Below are 20,376 nucleotides of genomic sequence, written 5' to 3' on the forward strand. Positions count from 1 at the left end.
TGGCCCGCGAACTGATCGGCCATGTGGAAGCCATGGCCGTTGCCGCCAATGCCTTCAACCGCGCGGCCTCGGCGGACAGCGCGGTGGCCGCTGGTACGGTGCGGCTTACCTGCGGGCAGTTACTCGGCGTTGAAGTGCTGCCGCCGCTGTTGCGCACCCTGCGCCGCAGCCATCCGCAATTGGCCATGGAGTTGAGCGTGTCCAACCGCCTCCAGGCATTGGCCCTGCAAGAGGCCGACGTCGCGGTGCGCATCCGGCGGCCCAACGAGTCCAGCGTGGTCACCCGCAAAGTCGGTGACTTGCACGTCGGGCTCTATGCCACGCCCGAATTGCTGGCAGAGCAGGGAGTGCCGGACTCGATCGTGCACTTGAAGGATTTCCCGTTGATCGGGCCAGACCGCAATCTGGCAGAAATCGAACTGCTCCAGCAGCAGGGTTTCGACTGTGCCAGTGAGCGCACGCTGATTCGTACCGATGACCACCTGGCGCAACTGGCCGCCTTGCGTGCTGGCTTGGGCATTGGGGTATGTTCCAGTCAACTGGCCCAGCGGTATGGACTGGTACGGGTGCTGCCGCAGCAGGTGGGGTTCGACGTGGATGTGTGGGTGGCCATGCACCAGGACATGCGCCGGGTGCCGAGGGTGGCAGTGGTATTCGAGGCGGTGGGGTCGGGGTTGGCGGATTTCCTTACGACGCCGTCCGCCTCTGTCGGGCGCTAGCTCAACGCCGCAACGGCCTTTCACCCTCGATGCAGCCCACCAAAAATTCCATCGCCACCTTCACCAGCGGTGACCTGCGCATATCCGGATAAACCGTGAGCCAGATATCCCGCAGCGGGCCGTCGGTCGCGGTGGGCAGCTTGACCAACAACGGGTCGTGATCGCCCACCAAGGTCGGCAACACCACGGCGCCCACCTGGGCGCGCGCGGCCATTTGTTGTGTGATCAGGTCGCTGGCGGCAAAGGCGATTTCTCGGTGGCCGCGCAGCTGATGCATCCAGGCCTGCTGGGGCAGGTGGTCGCGGCTGCTGTCGTAGGCGATAAATGTCCACTGCTCGGCGGGTTTTTGCAGGAAGCCTGGCGGGCCATAGAGCCCGAAGCGCACCACGCCGACCTTCCGGCGCACCAGGGCGTCTTCATCGGGACGCACGGTGCGCAGGGCGATATCCGCCTCGCCTTTGTCCAGCGCGGCCAATTGCGTGGAGGGCATCAACACCAGATTCAACTGCGGGTATTCGGCACGCAAGCGGGCTAGATGGGGTGCGATGCAGTAATTGGCGATGGACGGCGGGCAACTGACCCGCACAGTGCCGGCCATTTCGATGGACGCCACCCTCGACAGACGCATGACCTGTGTGGCCAGTTCACCCATGCCCGCCGCCAGTTCAGCCAGGGCGATGTCCTGTGCGGTGAGAGGGCGGCTGCGCGGCAGGCGGTCTACCAGTTTGACGCCCAGGGATTTTTCCAGGGCATCCACACGGCGGCCGACCGTGGCATGTTCCACTTGCAACTCACGGGCGGCGGCCGACAGCGACTGAGTCCGCGCCAACACAGTGAAGTAATACAGATCCTGCCAGTCGAACATCGGGTTGTTTCCGCACAGAGGCTGGGATGGTTTGGGGAATTTTCCTACTGATAGCGTCGTTTTACCATGGCGACTTCCCAGTGCAAACGGAGTTGTTCCCGATGAAAGCCATCACCCTGCAAACCTATGGCGGCCCGCAAGTCGCGCAATTACAGCTGGATGCGCCCAAACCGCAATGCGTGGCGGACCATGTGCTGATCAAAGTGGCGTGCGCCGGGATCAACTTCATGGACATTCATACGCGCCAGGGCAAATATGCCCAGTCGACGACCTACCCGGTGCGTCTGCCCTGCACCTTGGGCATGGAGGGCGCGGGCGTGGTGGTGGATGTGGGCGACGGCGTCAACCATTTGGCCGTAGGTGATCGGGTGGCTTGGTGCATCGCTTGGGGCGCCTATGCCGAATATGCGCTGGTACCTGTGGCCAAGGTCGCGCAGATTCCCAATGCCATCGCCTTCGATCAGGCGGCTGCGGCGATGTTCCAGGGCTGCACCGCGCATTATCTGATTAATGATGTGGCCCGCTTGGGCGCAGGCAGCACCTGCCTGGTGCACGCCGCCTCCGGCAGCATCGGTCAGCTGTTGGTGCAGATGGCCCGGCACTTGGGCGCTACGGTGTTCGCCACCGGGAGCACCGTCGAGAAATGCGCGATTGCCCAAGCACGCGGCGCCCATCAAGCCTGGCTGTATGACGACGGCCGCTTTGCCGACCGTGTGTTGCAGGCCACGCACGGGCAGGGCGTGGATGTGGTCTTCGACTCACTGGGCAAAAGCACCTTGCGCGACAGTTTTCGCGCTTGCCGTACACGCGGACTGATCGTCAATTACGGCAATGTCTCGGGTTCGCTGACGGACCTGGATCCTATTGAACTGGGCGAAGCGGGCTCATTGTTTCTGACGCGTCCACGGCTGGCGGACCACATGGCTGATGGTGCCACCGTGCAGCGACGGGCAAATGCGGTGTTTTCGGCAATGCTTGAAGGGGCTTTGACGGTGGAAATCGAAGGGCATTACACGCTGGAGACCGTGCAGCAGGTGCATGCGCGCATCGAAGCGCGGCAACAGATCGGCAAGGCCGTGCTGTGGGTCGACCGCGACCTGCATTAAACGAGGGCGAAAAAAAACCGGCTGATCAGGCCGGTTTGGGGTTCCCGCCAGCAGCGCGGGATTAAACGTTATTGCCTTGCAGACGATCAGCACCGCCTTCAGCCAAGCCACGTTCTTGCAGACGATCAGCACCGCCTTCAGCCAGGCCGCGTTCTTGCAGGCGATCAGCACCGCCTTCAGCCAGGCCACGTTCCTGCAGACGATCAGCGCCACCTTCGGCAACACGACGTTCCAGTAGGCGGTCCGAACCGTTTTCGGCAACGCGGTTACTTTGCAGGCGGTCCGAGCCACCTTCTGCAACACGGCTTTCAATCAGTCGATCCGAGCCGCCTTCAGCGACAACAGGGTGAGCAAATGCGTTGGCAGCGAGTACCGAGAAAGCGAGGCTAAGCAAGATTTGGCGTTTCATGTTGGTGTGCTCCGAGTGTTTTAGTTGGGTTGTTGCGGGTATGGGGTTGATGTTACGCGTTGCATTTTTTAAGAGAACTTCATTGGGCTGATGGTGACTATCGACGCCAGCGATGGCTCGTTTCGGCGAGCCATCGCAAGCCCGGTCATGGCATCTGCGGCAGTTCCTGCGGGCGCAGGTCGAACACCAGTACTTCGGCGTCCTCGCCCTGGCTCAAATGAATCTGCCGTTCATCCCGCACGCGGGCGCCGTCGCCTTCCTGCAAGCGCTGGCCGTTGACTTCAACGCTGCCACGGGCCACATGGATGTACACGTGGCGATCCGGCGCCAGGTCTAGGGTGGCGGTTTCGTCGCCATTGAACAGCCCTGCATAGACCCGTGCGTCTTGGCGCACGCTGAGGGAGCCGTCGTTGCCATCCGGCGAGATAATCAGCTGCAAGCGCCCACGTTTCTGCGCCTCGCTGAAGTGCTCCTGCTGATAACGCGGTTCGGCGCCGGCTTCATTGGGCACGATCCAGATCTGCAGGAAGTGCACGCCACGGGTCTGGCTGTGGTTGAACTCGCTATGGGCCACGCCGCTGCCGGCGCTCATCAGTTGCACATCGCCGGGACGGATCACCGAGCCGGTGCCCAGGGTGTCTTTGTGTTCCAGCGCGCCTTCCAGCACATAGGAGAAGATCTCCATGTCGCGGTGCGGGTGCTGGCCAAAGCCTTTGCCGGCCGCGACGCGGTCATCGTTGATCACCAGCAGGTCGGAAAAACCCTGTTCTTTCGGGTTCCAGTAGTTGCCAAACGAGAAGGTGTGGAACGACTTCAACCAACCGTGATTGGCGGCGCCGCGTTCGGAAGCTTTGCGAAGGGTCAGCATGGTCTTATCCTCAAGTGGGAGCGGGCTGCAACATGCAGGGCTCCGGCGTTGAGAAGAAGGTTAATGGTTATCCTAAGATTCATTAATAAGCTGAAATCTGAATAACTGTCTCATTCAGATTGACAGTGGTGAACGTGTAATAATGGCCGCCGCATTCCTTATCGATGGACCTTTCTTGTTATGAAAACCGTGGCCATGGCGCTGTTTCCGGACTTCCTCCTGCTCGACATGGCCGGGCCGCTCGAAGTGTTTTCCATTGCCAATCGCTACCTGCCAGCGTCGGATCACTATCAGATCCTTACCCTCGGCACCGAGCCTGGCCCGTTGCGCGCCTCCAATGGCGTCGCGGTACAGACCGACCTGCTGCTGGACCAGGCCCAGGATGCCTACGACCTGCTGCTGGTGCCCGGCGGTCCCGGTGCCTACAACGAATGCCACCCCGCGTTATTGCCCTGGCTCAGGGCCGCGGCGCCACGGGCACGGCGCTTTGGTTCGATCTGCACAGGCGCCTTTGTACTCGGGCATGCCGGGCTGTTGGACGGTCATCGCGTGACCACCCACTGGCACTACACCGAGCGGCTGATCAAGGCGTTCCCCAAGGCGATTGTCGAAACCGACCGTATCTATTTGCAGGACGGGCGTCTGATCACCTCGGGTGGCGTCACGGCGGGTATCGACCTCGCGCTGTCAGTGGTAGCTCAGGACCACGGCAAGCAGGTCGCCGTCGAAGTGGCCAAGGTGCTGCTGGTGGTGATGAAACGCCAGGGCGGCCAGGCGCAGTTCAGCCCGATGACGGCGGCGGTGGCGCCCCAGGAAACCGCAATTACCCGCGTGCAGCAGCATGTGCTGGAGCATCTCGACCAAGCCTTCACCATCGAGTCCATGGCTGAGCTGGCCGGCATGAGCGCGCGGCATTTTGCGCGGCTATTCGCCAAGGATGTGCAGATGACGCCGATGGCATTCCTGCAAGGCGCGCGCATCGACCGCGCCCGGCAATTGCTGGAAACCACCGACCTGCCGCTCAAGACCGTGGCTTTTCACGCAGGCTTCGGCAGCGTGCGGCACATGCGTTTTCTGTTCAGTGAAAAACTGGGCCTCAACCCGACCCAATACCGACAGCAGTTCAGTTAACGACAGAATGTCCGTCTCGCGCACCCGAATGTCCGTATCGCTCCCCGCGCCAGCATTGTCCTGTCATCGCCAACTGGCAAGATAGCGGCAAGCCCATGGAAAAGGATGCGCGAACGCCCAAGGCCGGGTGTTTCCGCGCTTTACACAGATGAACAACCCGCAGGCGATTGAGGCTGAAGGCACGGTGCGTTTCGGCGCCTATGTCTTTCACCGGCAACAACGTCTGGTCAGCAAGGCAGGCTGGCCGGTGCCGTTGGGTGGGAGGGCGCTGGATATCCTCACGACGTTGCTCGAAGCGCCTGGGCAGTACATCAGCAAGGCCACCTTGATCGAGCGCGTGTGGTCGAACAGTGTGGTGGAAGAAAACAACCTGCGGGTGCACATCGCTGCACTGCGTCGCGCCCTTGACGGGCAGCGCTTCATTCTCAACGATCCGCAGCGTGGCTACTGTTTTGCAGCCGCTGTGCACGGCGTTGTGCCGGCCACGTTACCCCGGCATAACCTCGCCGTACGCCTTAGTCCGGTGATGGGCTGCGATGAACTGTTGGGTGTGCTGGTGCGGCGCTTGTCCGGCCAACGCCTGATGACGCTCACCGGGTGTGCCGGCGTGGGCAAGAGCAGCCTGGCCCTGGCGTTGGCCGAGCGGGTGCTGCCGCGTTATCGGGACGGCGTGTGGTGGGTCGACCTGGCCACGGTGGAAGCGCCGATGAGCATGTTGCGCCACCTGGCTTTGGTGCTGCATCTTGAACCCTGCGCCAGTGCGGCTGAACTGGGCCGGCAATTGGCGACCCGTCAGTTGCTGCTGGTGCTGGACGGTGCCGACTTGCTGCTCGGCGCCTGCCGTCACCTGGTGCGCGTGCTACGCGAAGCGGCGCCCCAGGTCAGTGTACTGGTCAGCAGCCGTGAAACCCTGCAAGTCCCCGGCGAATGGGTGCAGCGCGTGCCCCGGCTGGCGGTGCCTGCGCCGTCAATGCTGGGCAGTGTCGAGGAGGCGATGGTAAACCCTGCGGTGCAAGTGTTCGTCGCCCGAGTACGTGCGGCTCAGCAAGGCTTTGTGCTGCGGCCTCAGGACCTGGCCCCGCTGCGTGACATCTGCCGGCGCCTGGATGGTATTCCCCTGGCCCTGGAGCTGGCGGCCGCTCAAGTGGACGCCCTGGGTGTGCGGGGATTGCAGCAGCAATTGTGCAAAGGCGTACAGGTACTGAGCCGGGGCCGGCGTACGGCGGTGGAACGTCATCAATCCCTGAGCGCCGCCCTGGACTGGACTTACCAGCGCTTGAGCCTGCCGGAGCGCTGGCTGTTCCTCCAATTGAGCCTGTTCAAGATGGCCGTCACCTTGCCCACCTTGAGCGAATTGGTCACCGGCACCGAGTTGGAACATGCCGACCTGGCCTACCTGCTGGAGCGTCTGGTCAGTACTTCGTTGCTGAGCCTTGAACCGGGCCCTGGCAATGCCCGTTACCGCCTGCTCAACTGCGTGCGCAGCTATGCCCTGACGCAATTGCGCGACCCGATGCAGGTCGCGCGTTTGCAGCAGGGCTATGGGCATTACCTGGGGCCGTTTTCAGGCCGGCCGTTTGTCCTGCAACTCGTCGAGCAGGCGGCGTACGCGGACTAGGTCCTGGGTGGCAAAGCCTTCAGTGAACCGCGCGTAAATCGAACTCAGCAGATCCCGCGCCGGCTGCACGCGGCCTTGCGCCTGCCACAGCCTTGCCAGTGAGGTGGCACAGCGCAACTCCCAGGCAAGCGCGCCTTGCTGGTGTGCCAGGCCCAAGGCTTCCAGCAGCAGCGTTTCGGCCGCACGGCGATCTGTCAGGCTGTCTGCACGCACCCTTAGAATCTCCGGGGTACACCAACCGGCGAGGCCATTTCTGGCGCGTTCAAATAGCCCGTCACTGACCTCGACGGCGTTGAACGTCACCAGGATGTCCTCGACCAGGCCCAGCCCCTGCACATCGGCCATCGGCAACGTGCCTTCGTAGCAGCGCGCCCAGGTCTGGAACAGCTGCACCGAGTGCTTTTGCGATTGTTGCAACAGTTGGTCCAACTGCTCGCGTGCCACCTTGTTGTCGCCGTTGTAGTAGGCGATAACCACCCCGGCCAGGGCCAAGGTGTAGCAGATCGACGTGCCATGATTGATGTTCAAGGCCAGCGCCAACGCCTGGCTGGCGGTGCGCCACGCGCGCTCCGGGTAACCCCGCAGCCACAGGATGCGCGCCAGGATGGTCAACGAGGCGACGCTCTGGTCGTACTGCACGCCAAAACCGTGGGTAAAACGGTTGAGATGACCGCTGTGGGCCATGCGCTGGATCACCTGTTCGGCATTGTGCTGCGCCAGCGCCTGGTTGCCGGCGAAGTGTTGCGCTAATACCCGCAGGCGTTGGGCGCTGAGGGCCAACAGGGGCTCGGCCTCGGGACCCAGGCGGTCGAAGTGCAGGCTTTGCGCCAAGGCCTCACGGTAATTGCCGCAGCACAGGTTCACGGCCATGTATCCCGACACCGCACGCAGTTGGCCTGCCAGGTCCTTGCCGGCTTCCGCCAGGCGCCGGGCGCAACGGAAGGCTTCGATGGTCTGCGGCGTGCCGCCCTGGGTGTGATAGGAAAAACTGCCCAGCGCCAGCTGCAACGCCATGTTCAAGCGCTGGCTCGGTGTCCTTGACTCGCCCAGCCGTGCCAGGGCCTTGCCCACGTACAAACCCTGGTCACGCAGCAGCGACAGCTCCTGCCACAACGGCATCGCACTCACCGTGAGGCGCATGCCCAGCACGTGCACGCCCTGGTCACCCAAGCTCCAGTCGAGGGCGGCGCGGATGTCTTCGCGCAGGGGCGCGTAGCGGTCGATCCAGGGTTGGGTCGCGGTCAGTTCCCAATCGTCCTGGGCCTGGTGCATCAGCGCCAGGCAGCGTTCGGCGTGGCGCTCGCGGGTGGTGTCGAGTTCATCGGCGACGCTGAGTTTCTCCAGGGCGTAGGTGCGGGTGATGTCCAGCAGGCGATAGACCATCTCGTCATCGCCGGCTTCCACATTGAGCAGGGATTTGGCGACCAATTGAGTGATGGAGCCCAACACTTCGGTCGGTGCAATCTTTTCCCCGGCAATCACCGCTGCCGCGCTGGCCAGGCTGAAACCGCCGCGAAACACCGCCAGGCGCCGCAGGCAGATCTGTTCGCAGGCGGTCAGCAGCTCAAAGCTCCAGTCCAGCGTGGCGCGCAAGGTTTGATGGCGGGGCAGGGCGTTGCGCCGGCCACGGGTCAGCAGGCGGAAATTGTCCTCCATCTGCACCAATAGCCCTGGCAAGCCAAAGCGCTCGATCTGCGCCGCCACCAACTCGATCGCCAACGGAATGCCGTCCAGGCGCTGGCAGATATCGATTGCCAGCGGCAGCTCGGCTTCGCTCAGTTCAAAGCTGTCCTGATGGGACATGGCCCGCTCGATCAACAATTGCAGGGCGGGGTAGCCCAGTGCCTGCGCGCGGTTGCCGGTGACGGGCGGGCAGGCCAGCGGTTCCAGGCGCTGCACGGACTCGCCCTCGGCGCGCAATGCCTCCCGGCTGGTGGCCAGGATGTGCAGCCTGGGCGCATGGCGTAGCAGGGTCTCGCTGATCAGGGCGATGTCATCAAGCAGGTGCTCGCAGTTGTCGATCACCAGCAGCAGTTGGCGCTCCTGCACGTTGCGCGCAAAGGTGGTCAAGGGTTCATGCTCGGCGTGGGGGAGATCGAGCAGGGCGGCCAGGTTGGGCAGGATCATCGATGGCGCGCTCAACGGCGCCAGGTCGAGCAGGCGAATGCCGTCGCGGTAATGGCCGATCAGCAATTCCGCCACACGCAGCGCGACGGTGGTCTTGCCGATGCCACCGGCGCCGGTCAGGGTGATAAAGCGTTGTTCCGGCAGTTGCTGCACCAGGCTGTCGATCAAGGCCTGACGGCCGATCATCCGGGTACGCCGCAACGGCAGGTTATGGCAGGAACGTTGTGGGGCACCTTCGGAAGGCGGCGTCATCGGTTCGATGCTCAGTGGCGCAACAAAACTGTAGCCGCGCTGGGCCACGGTCACGATATAGCGCTGCCCGGCCTGGCCATCGCCCAGGGCCTTGCGCAACGCCGCCATATGCACCCGCAGGTTGCCGTCTTCCACCACGCTTTTTGGCCAGACGCGGGCGATCAATTCCTGCTTGCTCACCACATTGCCGGCCTGCTCCAGCAGGATCAGCAGGATCTCCACCGCGCGCCGTCCCAAGCGTAACGGGCGACCCGCCTCCAGCACCAGGCGTTGGCGCGGGTGGATGCGATAGGGGCCGAAATGCACGGCCTGGTCGCCGGGATCGCTCATGGGGGGCCATGCTCGGGAAATGGGGAGCGGCCAGCATATTCCAGGTACGCACCGACCACTAGGCTGCGATCACTTGAGGCTTGTGGCGCGAGTGGTGATTTCGCCAGGTCATCGGGTTGACACCTTCGCTGCGGGTGAACATATGGCAGAAGTGCGCCTGGTCGCAAAAACCGCATTCCAGGCTGATTTGCGTCAGGCTCAGGGACGAGCTGGTGATCAGTTCCTTGGCGCGCTGGATACGTTGTTGACGGATCCACTCCTGTGGCGACAACCCGGTGGTGCACTTGAACGCCCGGGAAAAATGGCTGCGCGACAACGCGCAGGCCTGGGCCAGGTCGGCAATGGCCAGGCTTTCGCCGAGGTTGGCCAGGATCAGTTGCTTGGCGATGCGCTCGCGCCGAGGGCACAGGCCTCCGGTGGCGGACAAACGAGGGGCATATTGCTCGAGTCGGGCCATGACAAATATCCGCAGTCGATGGGAGCGTTCCCGGTGAATGGATGCAGTGTAGACGCCACTAATCTTGTTGCCGGACCGTCCGGCTGACGAGTTAATCGTTGTTAATTTCGCCAGGTGCGCAGGTGGAAAAGACAGCACAGGCATGCAATGCAAGTCGGGTTTTGCGTGCTTATCTGTGGGCTTGCCAACCGTTTGGATAGCCCCATGAACCGCAACGACCTGCGCCGCGTCGACATGAACCTGCTGGTTATTTTCGAAGCACTGATGTTCGAGAAGAACCTGACCCGTGTCGCCGAAAAACTCTTTATGGGCCAACCGGCAGTGAGTGCGGCATTGGGGCGTCTGCGCGATTTGTTCGACGACCCGTTGCTGTTGCGTAACGGGCGGGGCATGGAGCCCACGCCACGCGCCGTGGCGATACTCAAGGAGTTGCAACCGGCCATGGACACCATCTCCGGCGCGGTCAGCCGTGCCAAGGATTTCGACCCGTCCAGCAGTTGTGCAGTGTTTCGCATTGGTCTCTCGGACGATGCTGAGTTTGGCCTGTTTCCGCCTTTGCTCAGTCAACTGCGCGAGGAGGCGCCGGGGATCATCGTGGTGGTGCGCCGGGCCAATTACCTGTTGATGTCGTCGCTGCTGGCCAGTGGTGAGATTTCGGTGGGGGTGAGTTACACCACTGACTTGCCGGCGAATGCCAAGCGCAAGAAGCTGCGGGATATTCCGTGCAAGGTCTTGCGTGGGGATGGGGGGACTGAGCCGCTGACCCTGGATGACTACTGTGAACGCCCTCATGCGATGGTGTCGTTTTCGGGGGATTTGAGCGGCAATATCGATCTGGATTTGGCGAGGATCGGCCGGGCGCGGCGGGTGGTGTTGGCGGTGCCGCAGTTCAGTGGGTTACGGGCGTTGTTGGCGGGCACGCAAATTATTGCGACGGTACCGGATTATGCGGCGTGTGCGTTGACCGAGGGGACGTCGTTACGGGCGGAGGATCCGCCGTTTGCGATTGATGCCGCGGAGTTGTCGATGGTGTGGAGCGGGGTGCATGACAATGATCCGGCGGAGCGGTGGTTGAGGGGGAGGATTGGGGAGCATATGGCTCGGGGTTTTGACTGAGTACATATCCGTTATTAGGTTGATGGCTGAAATAGGTTCCGCCCTTACGGCGGCTCACTTTGGAAAAGCCCCAAAGTAAGCAAAGGGCTCTTGCCCCAACACTCGGCACCTCGCCTAGGCTCGGTGTGCCCGAACGAAGGCTTGAATCCGTGGGCCGCCGCGATGGGCCATCCTTGGCCCAGCGCGGCTAACCCGGCGTCCTGCCGGGTTACCCACGGATTCAAGCCTGCGTTCGGCCAGCGTGTTTAACGGGGCGCCTTAGATCAAGATCAAGATCAAGATCAAGATCAAGATCAAGATCAAGATCAAGATCGAAAGCAAGAGCACGGCGGCCTAGTAGCCGACCTGAGTGGTTAGATCAAGAGCAGATACGTGTAGGAGCCGGTGTGCCTGCGAAAAATGTGAGAGCGTGGCGTACATCCTGGTTTATCGCGTCATCGTCGAAGACCATCGTGGACTGCGTTTGCCGTTGCCTTTGCTCCACACCACTCAAGCCGGCTGTCAGGCCGCTGTGCTTTTGTTTTTGATCTTGATTTTGATCTTAGGCGCCCCGTCAAACACGCTGGCCGGAATCTGACAGGGATTTGGGGGGTAAACCGGCAGGGATGCCGGTTTAGCCGCCCCGCGCCATGGATGGCGCGTGGCGGCGGCCCCCCAAATCCCTGTCGGATTACGGGCACACCGAGCCTAGGCGAGGTGCCGAGTGTTGGGGCAAGAGCGTTTTGCTTACTTTTGCGCTCTATCAAAAGTGAGCCGCTGTAAGAGCGGAACCATAGGTAGCCGCTACCCTAATAACGGATATGCCCCCATACCCCCCGCCCAAACAATTGGTCACCCATTCTTCCCCAAAATTGGATATTCCTCCCCCAAGGCCCGATGACTAACCTAGCCACCAATCCCCACTGCCTTGGAGCACCCTCATGCAAACCCGTACCGATTTCTACACCGCCTCCCCAGACGCCATGAAAGCCATGCTCGCCCTGGAAGCCGCCGTCGGCAAACTGTCCATCGAGCTGCCCCTGCTGGAGCTGGTCCGCCTGCGCGTCTCGCAGATCAACGGCTGCGCCTTCTGCCTCGACATGCACACCGCCGACGCCCGTAAAGGCGGCGAAACCGAACGCCGCCTATACACCGTCTCCGCCTGGCGCGAAACGCCGTTCTTTACCCCGCGTGAACGCGCCGCACTGGCCTGGGCCGAAAGCCTGACCCTGATCAGTCACACCCACGCCCCGGACGAAGACTTCAACGCCCTGGCCGCCGAGTTCAGCCCTCAGGAGCAGATCGACCTGAGCGTGGCTATCGCCACCATCAACAGCTGGAATCGCCTGGCCGTGGGTTTCCGCAAGATGCCGAAGTAAGCGTCAGAAGTTGACCGAAGCACTCAGGCGCGCCGTCAACGGCGCGCCCTGGAACAGATAGTCATCGCCCATGTACTCGCCCGCGTCGCGCCAGTAGCGCTTGTCGAACAGGTTGTCGACGCTCAGGCGGAACACCGTTTCATAGCCGCTCACCTTGGTGGTGTAGCGGCTGCCTACGTTCACCACTGCGTAATCCCCCACCTCCACATTGCCGCTACGGTTGGCGTACTTCTTGGCGCTGTATTGCACGCCGCCCAGCACCGCCAGGCCGTTCACCCAAGGCAACGCGTAATCGGCATACACACTGGCGCGCAGCTTGGGCACGTTGATCGCTTGGTGGCCCTCATAGTCGGCAGTACCGCTGCCGCTCACCCGCGCGCGAATCGCCGCCACGCTGGTTGCGATCTGCAGGCGCTCGGTGGCCCAGCCGTTGGCCGACAGTTCCAGTCCGGTGTTTTTTTGCTCGCCCTGTTGCACATAGTCGAATTGGCCAGTGCCGTCCGGCTTGGCGTACTGGTAGGCCTGGCGGGTCTGGAATACAGCGGCGGTAAAGCTCATGCGGCGCCAGTCGTATTTAACGCCGGCTTCGATTTGACGTGAGGTGGTGGGGGCCAGGGTTTCGCCGTCGTTGCGGGTCGTCCAAGGTGCCTCACCGCCCAGGGACAGGCCTTTGCTGTAGCTGGTGTACAACGACACGTTTTCCACCGGTTTGTAGATCAACGATGCCTGGGGCAGGAACTCGTATCGCTGGGTGTGGCGTTGTTGATTGCCGTTTTCGTCGAAGGCTTTTTCATCCAGACGCACTTCACGGCCCCCGAGGATGGTTTGCCATTGCTCGTTGAAGCGGATGCGGTCGGTGACGAACAGGCCGTACTGGCGGCTGTCGAGGCGCTTGTGCTTGTCGTTGAGCGGCACGTCGGTGGAGGTGTAGGTTGGGGCGTCGACGTTGATGTTGGAACTGCCGATGTATTCGTTGACCGACTTGCGCTTGTCGACCACCCGGCGGAACGCGCTGGTGCCAAAGGTCAGTTCATGGCCGAGGCTACCGGTGTCGAACAGCCCGGTCATGGCTGCCTGCACTTCGTCGTCACGGCGGGTGTCGTCGGGGCTGCGGTAGTCGTAGATGTCGTAGTCGCCGGTAGGGCTGAAAAAGGCGGTGCCGCAATCGGTGACGTAGAAGCAACCATAGGCAAACGAACTGTAGTCATCGATCACCACCTTGCTGCGGGCGGCGCTGACACTGCCTTTCCACTGATCGCTGAAGCGGTACTCGAACTTGCCGTTAAGGTTCAGTGAATCAATGCCCACTTGCTTCGAACCGCTCTGGTGCCCCAGCAGTTTTTTTGGCGAGGCGTCGTGGGGCACTTCGGTGCCGCCCAACAACTGGTAGCCCGGCACCGAGCGCTGTTGTTTGTTCTGGTACTCGGCATCTAGTTGCAACACCGCGTCAGGGCTGATGTTCCAGTCGAACGCCAGGGACACAAAATCACGCTGGCCGTCGGCGTGTTTCACATAGGAATTGAGGTCTTCATGGGCCACGTTGGCGCGTAGGCCGAATTGCTGCTCGCTGCCAAACCAGCCGCCGACGTCGGTGGCAATGTAGCCGCTGCCACGGTCGTCAGTGGAGACGGTTACCGAGCGCACATCTTCCGGGCGCTTGGTCACGTAGTTGATCACACCACTGGGCTCGGAAATCCCGCTTTGCAGGCCCGCCAGGCCCTTGAGCACTTCCACCTGTTGTTTGTTTTCCAGGGCGACGTTCTGCTCGCCCGTGATGGTGCGCCCGTTGATCTTGTAGCTGCTCGCCGCGTTCAGCGAGAAGCCGCGCACCACAAAATTCTCGTAGTAGCCGATGGGCGCGTAGCTGTCGCCCACGGATGCATCGTTGCGCAGTACTTCACTGAGCAGGCGCGCCTGCTGGTCCTTGATCATTGTGGCGTTGATCACCGTGATCGAAGCGGGCGTGTCGAGCAGCGGCGCGTTATCGAAGCCGCCCACCGAGGCGGTTTCACTGCGGTAGCCGGATTCATCCTGGCCCTGGACGTTCAACGCCGGCAGCTCGATTTCAGCCGCCAGGCTGTTGCCGATACCGCCGCTGAGCAGCAGGCCGAGGGCGAAACGTGAGGTAACGACGGGACGAAAACGCAAAACCATGGGGGCAGGGCCTTAAAGCGCGGGGCGGGAGGGCGCATAAGCTAGGCATATCGGCCAGGTTTTACAAGGTATTGAGAAGGTTTCTCCGTTAGTGACGATGCTTTAGCGTTTCACTCGGCAGTTCCTTGAACAATGCCCGGTAACTGTTGGAAAACCGCCCCAGGTGCCAGAACGACCAATTCATCGCCACCTCGGCCACGGTGGCGTTCGGTGAGCCCCGCAACTCCCGCCGCGCCCCATTCAACCGGCGCAACCGCAACCACTGCGCTGGGCTCATCCCCGTATAGGTCTTGAAGCCCTGTTGCAACTGACGCAACGGCACGCCGGCAATGTGCGCCAGTTCCAGCAGGTTCACGGTCTCATCCGGTGCATCCGCCGCCCATTCGCCGATGCGCGCCATCAGCCGACGCTCGTCGCTGCGTCGCTGCAACGAGTGGCGGTCCAGGCAAACGCAGGCGTTATCGAGGATGAACAGGCAATCGTCCAGCAACTGCTGGGTGAGGGCGTCACGGCTGGCGGGGTCGATTTCGGTGGACAAGCGGGTGAGGGTGCCACTCAGCCAGCGGCTGAACAGCCCATTCTGTTGGCAGCTCAGCGGCGCCATGAACAGGCCTTCCAGCTTGGCCACATCCAGCCCATGGCGCTGCACGAATTGCGGCCCGAACACCACCGCCACTTCACGGTAGTTTTCCGGGGTGATCCAGGTGTTGTGGCTTTCGCCATTGAGCATGTACAGCGCGTTATCACTGCCGTCGAAACAGAACGCCAATGAGCCTGGCGGTGCATTGAAATGCTGCTCTACGCGGGTGTTCATGCACTCCTCGTACACCTCCACGCCTTGCAGGTCGAGGTAGCGGATCTGCCCGGCAAAATGCCCTGGGGACATCTGCTGGTACTGCTGCACCCAACCGGGTGTCGCATTACATTGAGCGGCCACATCACCGGTGGTGAAGGCCTGTACGCGCAAAGCTGTTGCCTGTGTCATGGGTAACCTGGGCGCACTCTATTGGTGCGTTGTGGTTCGTGCAAAGTGGATAGATGCCGCAGGGGCGGCGCATCAAGATAGACCTCAATGCGCCAGGAGTACAAGCCGGCGCATGCACCCAACCCATGACGAGGTCCTTATGAACGCCCCCTTCGATCAGCTGTCCGCCTGGCTGAAAGAACACAAGATTACCGAAGTCGAATGCGTGATCAGTGATTTGACTGGCATCGCACGCGGCAAGATTGCACCCACCAACAAGTTCCTGCATGAGCGAGGCATGCGCCTGCCGGAAAGTGTACTGCTGCAAACGGTAACCGGGGACTTTGTCGACGACGACATCTACTACGACCTGCTCGACCCGGCCGATATCGACATGGTCTGCCGCCCGGTGTCCAACGCCACCTACGTGGTGCCGTGGGCCATCGAGCCGACGGCGATTGTGATCCACGACACCTTCGACAAGCAGGGCAACCCCATCGAACTGTCGCCGCGCAACGTGCTGAAGAAGGTCCTGCAGTTGTACACCGACCAGGGCTGGCAGCCGATCGTCGCGCCGGAAATGGAGTTCTACCTGACCCAGCGCTGCGAAGACCCGGACCTGCCGCTGAAAACCCCAGTAGGCCGCTCGGGCCGCGCCGAAACCGGTCGCCAGTCGTTTTCCATTGATGCGGCCAACGAATTCGACCCACTCTTCGAAGACGTCTACGACTGGTGCGAAGCCCAGGGCCTGGACCTCGACACGTTGATCCACGAAGACGGCCCGGCGCAGATGGAAATCAACTTCCGCCACGGCGATGCCCTCGACCTCGCTGACCAGATCACTGTGTTCAAGCGCACCCTGCGCGAGGCAGCGCTAAAGCACAACGTCGCCGCCACGTTCATGGCCAAGCCGGTGGCCGACGAGCCGGGCAGCGCCATGCACCTGCATCAGAGCGTGGTCGACATCGCCACCGGCAAGCCGGTGTTCGTCGACGCTGACGGCAACAAGAGTCCGCTGTTCCTGCACCACATCGGCGGCTTGCAGAAATACATCCCCAAGCTGCTGCCGATGTTTGCGCCCAACGTGAACTCGTTCCGTCGCTTCCTGCCGGACACTTCGGCACCGGTCAACGTCGAGTGGGGCGAAGAGAACCGCACCGTTGGCCTGCGCGTGCCCACCTCCAGCCCCGACGCCATGCGCGTGGAGAACCGTTTGCCCGGCGCCGACGCCAATCCCTACCTGGCGATTGCGGCTAGTCTGCTGTGTGGCTACCTCGGGATGATCGAGCAGATCGAACCCAGCGCGCCAGTGGAAGGACGTGCCTATGAGCGCCGCAACCTGCGCCTGCCGTTCACCCTCGAAGATGCGCTGGCACGCATGGAGGATTGCGATACGGTCAAGCAGTACCTGGGCGACAAATTCGTGCGGGGCTACGTCGCGGTCAAGCGCGCCGAGCACGAGAATTTCAAGCGGGTGATTAGTTCCTGGGAGCGTGAGTTCCTGCTGTTGAGCGTCTAAAAAAACCAAAAAAGGGGTGTCGATATGCGTCTTGTGAAACAGCTTCTCCCGCTGGCCCTGGTGGCCGCATTCAGCAGCGCCAGCCAGGCGGCGCCGACGGTCAGCGTCTACAACTGGACCGACTATATCGGCGAGACCACCCTGGCCGACTTCCAGGCCAAGACCGGGATCAAGCCGATCTACGACGTGTTCGACTCCAATGAAACCCTGGAGGGCAAGTTGCTCGCCGGGCGCACCGGTTATGACGTGGTGGTGCCGTCCAACCACTTCCTGGCACGCCAGGTGAAGGCCGGTGCGTTCCTCAAGCTCGACCGCGCGCAACTGCCCAACTTCAAGAACCTCGACCCCAAGCTGCTCAAGCTGCTGGAAAAAAATGACCCGGGCAATGCGCACTCGGTGCCCTACCTGTGGGGCACCAATGGCATCGGCTATAACGTCGACAAGGTCAAGCAGGTGCTGGGCATCGACCATATCGATTCGTGGGCGGTGCTGTTCGAGCCCGAGAACATCAAGAAACTCAACCAATGCGGCGTGGCCTTCCTCGACTCGGCGGACGAGCTGTTCCCGGCGATCCTCAACTACATGGGCAAGGACCCGCGCAGCGAGAACCCCGAGGACTACAAGCAGGCCGAGGCCAAATTGCTGACGTTGCGGCCGTACATCACCTACTTCCATTCTTCCAAGTACATCTCGGATTTGGCCAACGGTGATATCTGCGTGGCCTTCGGTTATTCCGGCGACGTGTTCCAGGCCGCCAACCGCGCCAAGGAAGCCAAGAATGGGGTGAACATCGCCTATTCGATTCCCAAGGAAGGCTCCAACCTGTGGTTCGACCTGCTGGCGATTCCCGCCGACGCCAGCAACCCGAAAGAAGCCCACGCGTTCATCAACTACCTGCTCGACCCTGAAGTGATCGCCAAGGTCAGCGCCTCGGTGGGGTATGCCAACGCCAACCCGGCCGCCAAGGCGTTCATGGACCCGGAACTGGTGAACAACCCTGAGGTGTACCCGTCTCAGGAAGTGCTCGACAAACTCTATATTTCCACCACGCCGACCCCGGCGACCATGCGCCTGATGACCCGCGCCTGGAGCAAAGTGAAGACCAACAAATGATGCCGTCGACTGACCACGCCCGGTCTTACTACCGGGCCACGGCCAACGCCCTGACGGAGCGCCCCGCATTGGGCGCCGACCTGACCGCCGATGTGTGTGTGATCGGCGGCGGCTTCACCGGTGTGAATACCGCCATCGAGCTGGCCCAGCGTGGGCTCTCGGTGATCCTGCTGGAAGCCCGGCGCATCGGCTGGGGCGCCAGCGGGCGCAATGGCGGCCAGTTGATTCGCGGTATCGGCCATGACGTGTCGGGCTTCGCCAAATACGTGGGCGAGGAGGGCGTGCGTTACCTGGAGCGTGCCGGCATCGACTCGGTGGCGTTGGTGGGCGAGCGTATTCGTGAGCACAACATCGACTGCGACCTGCGTTGGGGCTTTTGCGAATTAGCCAATACGCCCGCGCAGTTCGCTGCGTTCAAAGGCGAGCAGGCGCACCTGGCGGCGCTGGGGTATACCCACGAAACGCGCCTGGTCGGTCCGCAGGATATGCCGCAAGTGGTGGGCTCGTCGGTGTATGCCGGCGGCTTGGTAGACATGGGCTCCGGGCATCTGCACCCGTTGAATCTGGTGCTGGGTGAGGCGCAGTTGGCCGAATCCCTCGGGGTGCGGATTTTCGAACACACCGAAGTGCTGGAGCTGATCCACGGCGACAGGGTGCAGGTGCGCTGCGCTGGCGGCAGCGTGCGTGCCGACCACCTGGTGCTGGCGTGCAATGCCCATCTGGAGGAACTGGAGCCGCGCTTGAGCGGCAAGGTGCTCCCGGCGGGCAGTTATATCATCGCCACCGAGCCTTTATCCGAGGCGATGGCCAACCAGTTGATCCCACAGAACCTCGCGCTGTGCGACCAGAAAGTCGGCCTGGATTATTACCGGTTGTCCGCTGACCGCCGTCTGTTATTCGGCGGCGCTTGCCATTACTCCGGCCGCGATCCGGCGGACATCGCCGCCTATATGCAACCGAAAATGCTCAAGGTGTTCCCGCAACTGGCCCATACCGCCATTGAGTTCCAGTGGGGCGGCAAGATCGGCATTACTGCCAACCGCTTTCCGCAGGTGGGCCGGTTGAAGCAGTACCCGAATGTGTTTTATGCCCAGGGCTATTCCGGGCATGGGCTGAACGTGACCCACTGGTGCGCCAGGCTGCTGGCCGAAGGTATCCACGCCGGCCACAGCACGGGCCTGGATATTTTCAGCCAAGTGCCACACATGACGTTTCCGGGTGGCAAGGCGTTGCGCTCGCCGCTGTTGGCGTTGGGGATGTTGTGGTATCGGTTAAAGGAGCTGATGGGTTGATCAACCGACGGGTTCGGTCAGTACTTTCCTGAAGGTTTCCACCAGAGGCCGCAGGTTGATCCGATGCCACGCCGCCCACAGCGGCGTGGTGTAGCTCAGCCACGGCAACTCCCGCAACACCACGCCGGGCGGGGCATTGCGGCTCAAGCCCTTTTGCACCATCGCCACGCCCAGGCCTGAAGCAACCAGGCCCAAGGCGGTAAACGGTTCACCGGCTTCCATGGGGATCTGCGGGGTGAAACCGGCGCGGATGCAGGCGGCGATAAAGTCGTCAGTTGGATGCGCGCCGGGTTTGCGCTGTACGCCGATCCATTCCTGATCGGCCAGGTGCTCGGGCAGCAGCTCGCTTTGGCGTGCCAATGGGTGGTGTTCAGGCAGGGCCAGCAGCATCGGGTCATCCAATACTTGCAGTGCGATCAGGTCGGGATCATCGTCGGCCGGCGGCTCGTTCACCAGCGCGATATCCAGGCTGCGCTGACGCAGGCCTTCCAGTTGTTCGAGAGAGGGCAGGTTGTACAGCTTGATATGCACGGTGGGGCGGTCGTCGCGCAGAATGCGCAGGGCATTGGGCAACACACCGGCATGCATGGCGTTTTCGATGTAGCCGATGCACAGCCCACCTTCTTCGCCACGGCCCAGGCGCTTGCCCAGGGACTCCAGGCGATTGGCATGGGTCAGCAGCGCTTTGGTTTCAGCCAGGAAGGTCTGGCCGTCACGGGTCAGGCGGATGCGTTGCTGGCTGCGTTCGAACAGGGTCAGGCCCAGGCGCTCTTCCAGCTGGGCTATCTGTCGGCTCAGCGGCGACTGGGAGATGTGCAGGCGTTCGGCAGCACGGCCGACGTGTTCTTCTTCGGCGACCACTTCGAAGTAGCGCAGTTGGCGGAGATCGATCATGTTAGACCTACAAGGACTCAAGTTGGTCGCAGTATGTCTTGGACGGTCCGATCTCTGCAATCTAGGATCTGCTCAACGGTCACA

The 20,376-nt window shown here is 62.1% G+C and carries 17 protein-coding genes; 9 read left to right on the forward strand and 8 right to left on the reverse strand.

Annotated elements, in window-relative coordinates:
- Positions 1–719, forward strand: a 719-nt coding sequence (locus H096_RS10955; RefSeq protein WP_033898168.1) for a LysR substrate-binding domain-containing protein, incomplete at its 5' end; no start/stop codon positions are given.
- A gap of 1 nt (position 720) precedes the next feature.
- Here the strand turns inward: H096_RS10955 and H096_RS10960 are convergent.
- A complete protein-coding gene (locus H096_RS10960; protein WP_033898170.1) occupies positions 721–1,584 on the reverse strand; it encodes a LysR family transcriptional regulator in 864 nt (287 codons plus the stop codon).
- A 101-nt stretch (positions 1,585–1,685) separates the two neighbouring features.
- On the opposite strand from H096_RS10960, the gene H096_RS10965 reads away from it, so the two are divergent.
- Positions 1,686–2,690: a quinone oxidoreductase gene (locus tag H096_RS10965; RefSeq protein WP_033898172.1), complete on the forward strand. Its 1,005-nt coding sequence runs from the start codon at positions 1,686–1,688 to the stop codon at positions 2,688–2,690.
- A 61-nt stretch (positions 2,691–2,751) separates the two neighbouring features.
- On the opposite strand, the gene H096_RS10970 is transcribed toward H096_RS10965, so the two are convergent.
- Positions 2,752–3,099, reverse strand: a complete 348-nt coding sequence (locus tag H096_RS10970; RefSeq protein WP_033898173.1) for a hypothetical protein — start codon at positions 3,097–3,099, stop codon at positions 2,752–2,754.
- A 145-nt stretch (positions 3,100–3,244) separates the two neighbouring features.
- On the reverse strand, positions 3,245–3,967 hold the full coding sequence (locus H096_RS10975) for a pirin family protein (RefSeq protein ID WP_033898175.1): 723 nt from the start codon (positions 3,965–3,967) through the stop codon (positions 3,245–3,247).
- Between the two features lie 180 nt (positions 3,968–4,147).
- Here H096_RS10975 and H096_RS10980 point away from each other — a divergent pair, with 180 nt between their 5' ends.
- Together H096_RS10980 and H096_RS10985 are read left to right on the forward strand one after the other, a co-directional pair.
- Positions 4,148–5,098 (forward strand): GlxA family transcriptional regulator, encoded by a 951-nt coding sequence (locus H096_RS10980; RefSeq protein WP_033898176.1) that lies wholly within the window; start codon positions 4,148–4,150, stop codon positions 5,096–5,098.
- 148 nt (positions 5,099–5,246) lie between these two features.
- On the forward strand, positions 5,247–6,716 hold the full coding sequence (locus tag H096_RS10985; protein WP_033898241.1) for a winged helix-turn-helix domain-containing protein: 1,470 nt from the start codon (positions 5,247–5,249) through the stop codon (positions 6,714–6,716).
- Here H096_RS10985 and H096_RS10990 read toward each other — a convergent pair.
- A complete protein-coding gene (locus H096_RS10990; protein WP_033898178.1) occupies positions 6,663–9,425 on the reverse strand; it encodes a winged helix-turn-helix domain-containing protein in 2,763 nt (920 codons plus the stop codon). The genes H096_RS10985 and H096_RS10990 overlap by 54 nt on opposite strands.
- Positions 9,426–9,483: 58 nt before the next feature.
- Positions 9,484–9,882 (reverse strand): AraC family transcriptional regulator, encoded by a 399-nt coding sequence (locus tag H096_RS10995; protein WP_033898180.1) that lies wholly within the window; start codon positions 9,880–9,882, stop codon positions 9,484–9,486.
- A 204-nt stretch (positions 9,883–10,086) separates the two neighbouring features.
- On the opposite strand from H096_RS10995, the gene H096_RS11000 reads away from it, so the two are divergent.
- Positions 10,087–10,998: a LysR family transcriptional regulator gene (locus H096_RS11000; RefSeq protein ID WP_033898183.1), complete on the forward strand. Its 912-nt coding sequence runs from the start codon at positions 10,087–10,089 to the stop codon at positions 10,996–10,998.
- A 920-nt stretch (positions 10,999–11,918) separates the two neighbouring features.
- Positions 11,919–12,356: a carboxymuconolactone decarboxylase family protein gene (locus H096_RS11005; protein WP_033898184.1), complete on the forward strand. Its 438-nt coding sequence runs from the start codon at positions 11,919–11,921 to the stop codon at positions 12,354–12,356.
- 3 nt (positions 12,357–12,359) lie between these two features.
- On the opposite strand, the gene H096_RS11010 is transcribed toward H096_RS11005, so the two are convergent.
- Positions 12,360–14,510, reverse strand: a complete 2,151-nt coding sequence (locus H096_RS11010) for a TonB-dependent siderophore receptor (RefSeq protein WP_033898186.1) — start codon at positions 14,508–14,510, stop codon at positions 12,360–12,362.
- A gap of 88 nt (positions 14,511–14,598) precedes the next feature.
- Positions 14,599–15,495: a helix-turn-helix domain-containing protein gene (locus H096_RS11015; protein ID WP_033898187.1), complete on the reverse strand. Its 897-nt coding sequence runs from the start codon at positions 15,493–15,495 to the stop codon at positions 14,599–14,601.
- Between the two features lie 139 nt (positions 15,496–15,634).
- Here H096_RS11015 and H096_RS11020 point away from each other — a divergent pair, with 139 nt between their 5' ends.
- Genes H096_RS11020 through H096_RS11030 form a run of 3 tightly spaced genes read left to right on the forward strand, consistent with a single transcriptional unit; the run spans position 15,635 to position 19,398 of the window.
- A complete protein-coding gene (locus H096_RS11020; protein ID WP_033898188.1) occupies positions 15,635–16,993 on the forward strand; it encodes a glutamine synthetase family protein in 1,359 nt (452 codons plus the stop codon).
- Between the two features lie 24 nt (positions 16,994–17,017).
- Positions 17,018–18,106 carry a polyamine ABC transporter substrate-binding protein gene (locus tag H096_RS11025; RefSeq protein WP_033898190.1) on the forward strand — a complete coding sequence of 363 codons (1,089 nt, stop codon included), beginning with the start codon at positions 17,018–17,020 and terminating at the stop codon, positions 18,104–18,106.
- Complete coding sequence (locus tag H096_RS11030; protein ID WP_033898191.1) at positions 18,103–19,398, forward strand: FAD-binding oxidoreductase; 1,296 nt, start codon at positions 18,103–18,105, stop codon at positions 19,396–19,398. The genes H096_RS11025 and H096_RS11030 overlap by 4 nt, the downstream gene beginning before the upstream one ends.
- Here the strand turns inward: H096_RS11030 and H096_RS11035 are convergent, their stop codons facing one another.
- Complete coding sequence (locus H096_RS11035) at positions 19,399–20,292, reverse strand: LysR substrate-binding domain-containing protein (protein ID WP_033898193.1); 894 nt, start codon at positions 20,290–20,292, stop codon at positions 19,399–19,401.
- Positions 20,293–20,376: the final 84 nt, after the last annotated feature.

Origin of the sequence: Pseudomonas sp. FH1 (assembly GCF_000510895.2) — a bacterium.
Classification (GTDB): domain Bacteria; phylum Pseudomonadota; class Gammaproteobacteria; order Pseudomonadales; family Pseudomonadaceae; genus Aquipseudomonas; species Aquipseudomonas azotoformans_A.

What these genes read in the sequence shown, in the direction of transcription:
- H096_RS10985 (WP_033898241.1), top strand. Translation starts at nt 5,247, where the DNA reads ATGAACAACCCGCAGGCGATTGAGGCTGAAGGCACGGTGCGTTTCGGC.
- H096_RS11000 (WP_033898183.1), top strand. Translation starts at nt 10,087, where the DNA reads ATGAACCGCAACGACCTGCGCCGCGTCGACATGAACCTGCTGGTTATT.
- H096_RS10970 (WP_033898173.1), bottom strand. Translation starts at nt 3,099, where the DNA reads ATGAAACGCCAAATCTTGCTTAGCCTCGCTTTCTCGGTACTCGCTGCC.
- H096_RS11025 (WP_033898190.1), top strand. Translation starts at nt 17,018, where the DNA reads ATGCGTCTTGTGAAACAGCTTCTCCCGCTGGCCCTGGTGGCCGCATTC.
- H096_RS10980 (WP_033898176.1), top strand. Translation starts at nt 4,148, where the DNA reads ATGAAAACCGTGGCCATGGCGCTGTTTCCGGACTTCCTCCTGCTCGAC.
- H096_RS10965 (WP_033898172.1), top strand. Translation starts at nt 1,686, where the DNA reads ATGAAAGCCATCACCCTGCAAACCTATGGCGGCCCGCAAGTCGCGCAA.
- H096_RS10975 (WP_033898175.1), bottom strand. Translation starts at nt 3,967, where the DNA reads ATGCTGACCCTTCGCAAAGCTTCCGAACGCGGCGCCGCCAATCACGGT.
- H096_RS11030 (WP_033898191.1), top strand. Translation starts at nt 18,103, where the DNA reads ATGATGCCGTCGACTGACCACGCCCGGTCTTACTACCGGGCCACGGCC.
- H096_RS11015 (WP_033898187.1), bottom strand. Translation starts at nt 15,495, where the DNA reads ATGACACAGGCAACAGCTTTGCGCGTACAGGCCTTCACCACCGGTGAT.
- H096_RS11005 (WP_033898184.1), top strand. Translation starts at nt 11,919, where the DNA reads ATGCAAACCCGTACCGATTTCTACACCGCCTCCCCAGACGCCATGAAA.
- H096_RS10960 (WP_033898170.1), bottom strand. Translation starts at nt 1,584, where the DNA reads ATGTTCGACTGGCAGGATCTGTATTACTTCACTGTGTTGGCGCGGACT.
- H096_RS11020 (WP_033898188.1), top strand. Translation starts at nt 15,635, where the DNA reads ATGAACGCCCCCTTCGATCAGCTGTCCGCCTGGCTGAAAGAACACAAG.
- H096_RS11035 (WP_033898193.1), bottom strand. Translation starts at nt 20,292, where the DNA reads ATGATCGATCTCCGCCAACTGCGCTACTTCGAAGTGGTCGCCGAAGAA.
- H096_RS10995 (WP_033898180.1), bottom strand. Translation starts at nt 9,882, where the DNA reads ATGGCCCGACTCGAGCAATATGCCCCTCGTTTGTCCGCCACCGGAGGC.
- H096_RS10990 (WP_033898178.1), bottom strand. Translation starts at nt 9,425, where the DNA reads ATGAGCGATCCCGGCGACCAGGCCGTGCATTTCGGCCCCTATCGCATC.
- H096_RS11010 (WP_033898186.1), bottom strand. Translation starts at nt 14,510, where the DNA reads ATGGTTTTGCGTTTTCGTCCCGTCGTTACCTCACGTTTCGCCCTCGGC.